We start from the raw sequence: 3,780 nt of genomic DNA, 5'->3' as shown, positions 1-3,780 counted from the left end.
GATCGGGTTACTGGGCGGACTGAATTTATATCAATATGCGCCGAATCCGCTGAGTTGGATCGACCCTTGGGGCTTGGCAAGTTGTAGAGTCATAAAGGCTAAAAGTCGAAATGATGCTTTAAGGCAAGCTCAAAATCATGCACAAGTTCCGAGGGTTTCTCGCGGCGGTCAAGACATTAGCTTGAATGATTTAAATCCAACTAGCCGTGGGGATAAATGGGGAAAGATGAAAGCTGATGGTGCTCAAAAATTAGGTCGCCGGAATCCTAATGGAAAAAACCAATGGTTTGAACATCCCGATGGACATCCTGACGCTGGCATGCCAAATATACCTAAACACCATGACTCCGCACATATTCATTCAATTAACACTAAAGGCGAAGAGGTTATATTTACATGGTAATCAAAGAGCGATTAATAAAATTTCCGGTTCCTGATTGGAATAGAGTAATAAGCTCTGATCTTGACTCAATAGCTTATTGCTTGTGTTATCAATATGATGTTGATATCAATAACTACGGGCCTTATGGATTTACTACTAGTACTTCTTTGAAAATCATTAATGATACATTCCCTAATATGTATTTCTATAAAAATGCAGATAATTCAACAAATGTGAAATTAATTAGTGTGGGAAATGTCAAAAATAAAGGTGCTTATCTATATGGTAGTAATGAAAAAATTGAGCACTTAAGTGTGGAATTAGATAAATATCAAATAATTGAAAAGAAAAATGAAATAAAAATGAGAAAATCGCTTAGTTTAGACCCGCCACCTGCAAAGCCTCTGATTTCAAATCTATCCAACAATCATGGATACGAAAGTGATGTTATAAAAAAAATAATAAGTTTTGGTTGTGGTTTTTTTATATATCACCATTACATGCCAGAAGCAGGGGACAGTTTTATATTGTTTGATAGAGAACTAGTATCTTCTTTAAAGAATTGCGCATTGAATTATGGTATCGAATTTTTAGAAGTTAGCTCTATAAATGATATGAAATCATGGTGATATTGACATTAGTTCGCATCTCGAACAGCGGTCTTCTATTCCCTCTGCTTCGCCCGAATCATTATCTTGTTCGCGGACGAAATGAATTTATAAGTATGTGAATGCTCTGTTAACTTGAACGGATCCGCGGGGTTGACTCCTTGGGGATTCGGTAAGTTTAACGAATGGTTTAATGCTGATTCAGTTCAAGATGTTATAGACAATAAAGCGTCAGTATCATCGGCCTTAAGGGGAAGCGGCGGAAAACATGAATTATTCCCTGTTTCGTTAGCAGCTAAAGCCAAAGAGTTAGGTTTTAGCGCTGAGGAGTTAAAAAAATACGCTGTAAACACGGATAGAATCACATTCACTAATGTAACTGATTCTAAAGGACTTCCTGTGCCGGATGGAGGGCACCATGGTAGCCGGTCTGGTAGACATTTCCATAATAAGTTAATTGCTGATTTAGAAGGTGCAACGTCTAAAGCTGATGCTAAGAAGATAATAGCTAGACATCATAAAGGTCACATGAAACTAAGCAGGTGTTAAATATGGAAAATAAAGTACACGTTTGGATTGGAACTAATTTCTCCTCAGAAGAGGAATACATGGAATACTTTGAGTTGGATTATTCTGTTGAGGGAGACTTTAATAACCCTAATTATAGGCAGTGTGCGTTTTGCAAAGACATCGGCATCCAATGGTATGATGATGACTTCATTGGCATGATACCTAGACATAAGCAAGAAGTGTCTTTAGATGAGATACTACTCGATGCTGCTGTTGATCAGGATGAATTATCATTAGTAAAAAGTGAATGTGATAATTTGGGTATTAAAAAAGCTAATGCAATATTTTGGTATCAAGATCCCAACTTAGTGATAAAACGACCAATTAAAGATCAGTATAATGGGCTAAAATATATTGGTTTATTCAATGGCGACTAGCGAGTTTTGGGGGTGGGATAAGAAGCCAAGAATCATGCTTAGGTGTAACGGCTTGCAATCGAAAACGGTCGGGCTCGCAATCAGCGCAAATTTGAGCTCACATTAACTGACAATGAAAAGGTTGTGTCGCATTAACATTGCTGTGTCGGCAAAAATTGTGTTGCCTGTTTTTTAGGCGGCCAACAAATAAAATTGTTCTGCCGGTGATAGATGCTCTCCGGCAGGGTGCTGAAGTTGCCCTTTACGTATCATATGAGCCTATTCTGAACCCTCGATTTCACCCACTGGCATCTCCAACCGCAAATCCACCCATCGCCCATGCGGAATATCCACCGGCTGACCATCGCTGTAGCCGTCCCGTTTATTCTGGGCAAAATTCATCGAAAAGTGTATTGCCTTCGAATCATGAGGAGCTGTTTAGACAAAGCCAGCTAGATCCTAATGATCCTAAAACAAGTTGGACAAAAGTAGGTGAGGGGAAGAAAGCTAATTGGCATAGGTTCCAAAGTAGTGCTGCTGATGGTTCAGGTGCCTTCCATTGGAATGGTTCAACCGATGGTGTAGATATACGCGGAAACCCTCGTGCCATAGATAAGAAAAACGTACCTAAGTACGCAAGAAATATGAAGGGATGTTGAGTATGCCTAATATGATAGGAACAAAATCGACTGTTGGAATTGAATATGACATTTCTGATTCAAAATTATTTATGGGGTATGCCAGATTATGGTTTGAGGGTAATAGTTTAGGCGCATTGTCAGAGTTAATATATCTTGATGGTTACTTGGTTGGCGGTCTTATGGATATAATGAAAAAGGAAAGGTTACAACCTATTTTGGGGGGTGAATCTCAAGAGGCGATATTTTGTAAGTTAAATGAAGCGTTGTGTATATCCGATGATGATTTTTATGACGATGAAAAGAACGATTTAAGTGATTTAGCGAGAAGCTACTCTGTAAGTTTTGGTACTTTTCTTGATGATTTCACTGTTTTTTCTTTCAGGGATGAGTCTGGTGAGGGTAATATCTTGTGGCAAATATCATCTCCAGTTGAGAACGTGGCTCATGCAGAATTGAAGAATTATCCCAGAAGGATATTCTATTCTAAATTCATCTATGATGATATTGAATTACTAATTAATAGAATAGAGTCTTTGAAGGCTGGTGCATGATGAGTTCAAATATTAATATCTAACTCTTTCTGGTTCAATATGGGTGTTACGATATTCGGTTTCGATTTTTTCCTCAGTATTGTCGAATATAGAGATTGCCTATTTGAATTCATTCCATGACTTGTGGAATGTTTTTGGCATATTTGTCAGATCGTTAACACAGATTTTAATATGAGCCATTAAGGTCTTGCTGCATTTCTGACGTAGCAGATTGAGATTGTTAACCTCTGTTTGGGTGGCTTCAACTTGTGATTCGTAGTACTGGCGTACGCGATCTAAACTTTTCAGCGTTTCTTTTTTTCAGAACCTCGTAACATGTTTCGTTCCTTGGGGGATGTTGGCTAAGCAAATCAATCACTATATTGAGGTAGGAAACAAGTTGGTTCACTGAATCATGAGAGAAGTGAAGCCACTTATACAACTGCCTAGGCTAATCATCCTCAATGAAAAGACGTTTTTTTGGCATTCAATCAAATTTCATACACATATTACTGCAGTAATTCTAGACGATACGCGCATTACTGCGCCTTGAGCTTGTTAGGTAATTCACTGAAGGATAAGAAATATGACCCAGCTCGATTCCGCTTTGGTGCGGTGAATACCATTCGCCGTGACCGTCTGTTAACCAATATGGATTGGCCCGTCATGTACCCAGCGTATTCTCGTAGCGCT

Annotated in this window: 5 protein-coding genes and 2 pseudogenes; 5 read left to right on the top strand and 2 right to left on the bottom strand. The window is 38.7% G+C overall.

Going from position 1 to position 3,780, the window contains the following annotated elements:
- From ACQ4OC_RS19350 to ACQ4OC_RS19335, 4 genes and pseudogenes are all read left to right on the top strand, one after another.
- Window positions 1–403: pseudogene (locus tag ACQ4OC_RS19350) on the top strand (hypothetical protein); the annotation flags it as partial.
- A complete protein-coding gene (locus ACQ4OC_RS19345; protein ID WP_064515839.1) occupies window positions 397–1,011 on the top strand; it encodes a hypothetical protein in 615 nt (204 codons plus the stop codon). The pseudogene ACQ4OC_RS19350 and the gene ACQ4OC_RS19345, both read left to right, overlap by 7 nt.
- Window positions 1,012–1,143: 132 nt before the next feature.
- On the top strand, window positions 1,144–1,539 hold the full coding sequence (locus ACQ4OC_RS19340) for a hypothetical protein (RefSeq protein WP_064515836.1): 396 nt from the start codon (window positions 1,144–1,146) through the stop codon (window positions 1,537–1,539).
- Window positions 1,540–1,541: 2 nt separating this feature from the next.
- Window positions 1,542–1,937 carry an immunity 22 family protein gene (locus ACQ4OC_RS19335; protein WP_064515833.1) on the top strand — a complete coding sequence of 132 codons (396 nt, stop codon included), beginning with the start codon at window positions 1,542–1,544 and terminating at the stop codon, window positions 1,935–1,937.
- A 171-nt stretch (window positions 1,938–2,108) separates the two neighbouring features.
- Here the strand turns inward: ACQ4OC_RS19335 and ACQ4OC_RS19330 are convergent.
- Both ACQ4OC_RS19330 and ACQ4OC_RS19325 read right to left on the bottom strand, forming a co-directional pair.
- Window positions 2,109–2,192, bottom strand: a pseudogene (locus tag ACQ4OC_RS19330) (IS6 family transposase); the annotation flags it as partial.
- A gap of 3 nt (window positions 2,193–2,195) precedes the next feature.
- Window positions 2,196–2,318, bottom strand: a complete 123-nt coding sequence (locus ACQ4OC_RS19325) for a hypothetical protein (protein ID WP_256966713.1) — start codon at window positions 2,316–2,318, stop codon at window positions 2,196–2,198.
- 259 nt (window positions 2,319–2,577) lie between these two features.
- Here ACQ4OC_RS19325 and ACQ4OC_RS19320 point away from each other — a divergent pair, with 259 nt between their 5' ends.
- Window positions 2,578–3,108, top strand: coding sequence for a hypothetical protein (locus ACQ4OC_RS19320; protein ID WP_064515830.1), 531 nt, complete (start codon window positions 2,578–2,580; stop codon window positions 3,106–3,108).
- The last annotated feature ends 672 nt before the right edge of the window (window positions 3,109–3,780 follow it).

Source organism: Yersinia sp. J1 (genome assembly GCF_050586585.1).
GTDB lineage: Bacteria > Pseudomonadota > Gammaproteobacteria > Enterobacterales > Enterobacteriaceae > Yersinia > Yersinia entomophaga.
This window is presented reverse-complemented; position numbering and strand designations above follow the sequence as displayed.

Coding starts and splice junctions, on each gene's coding strand:
- ACQ4OC_RS19345 (WP_064515839.1), top strand. CDS start 397: ATGGTAATCAAAGAGCGATTAATAAAATTTCCGGTTCCTGATTGGAAT.
- ACQ4OC_RS19335 (WP_064515833.1), top strand. CDS start 1,542: ATGGAAAATAAAGTACACGTTTGGATTGGAACTAATTTCTCCTCAGAA.
- ACQ4OC_RS19325 (WP_256966713.1), bottom strand. CDS start 2,318: ATGAATTTTGCCCAGAATAAACGGGACGGCTACAGCGATGGTCAGCCG.
- ACQ4OC_RS19320 (WP_064515830.1), top strand. CDS start 2,578: ATGCCTAATATGATAGGAACAAAATCGACTGTTGGAATTGAATATGAC.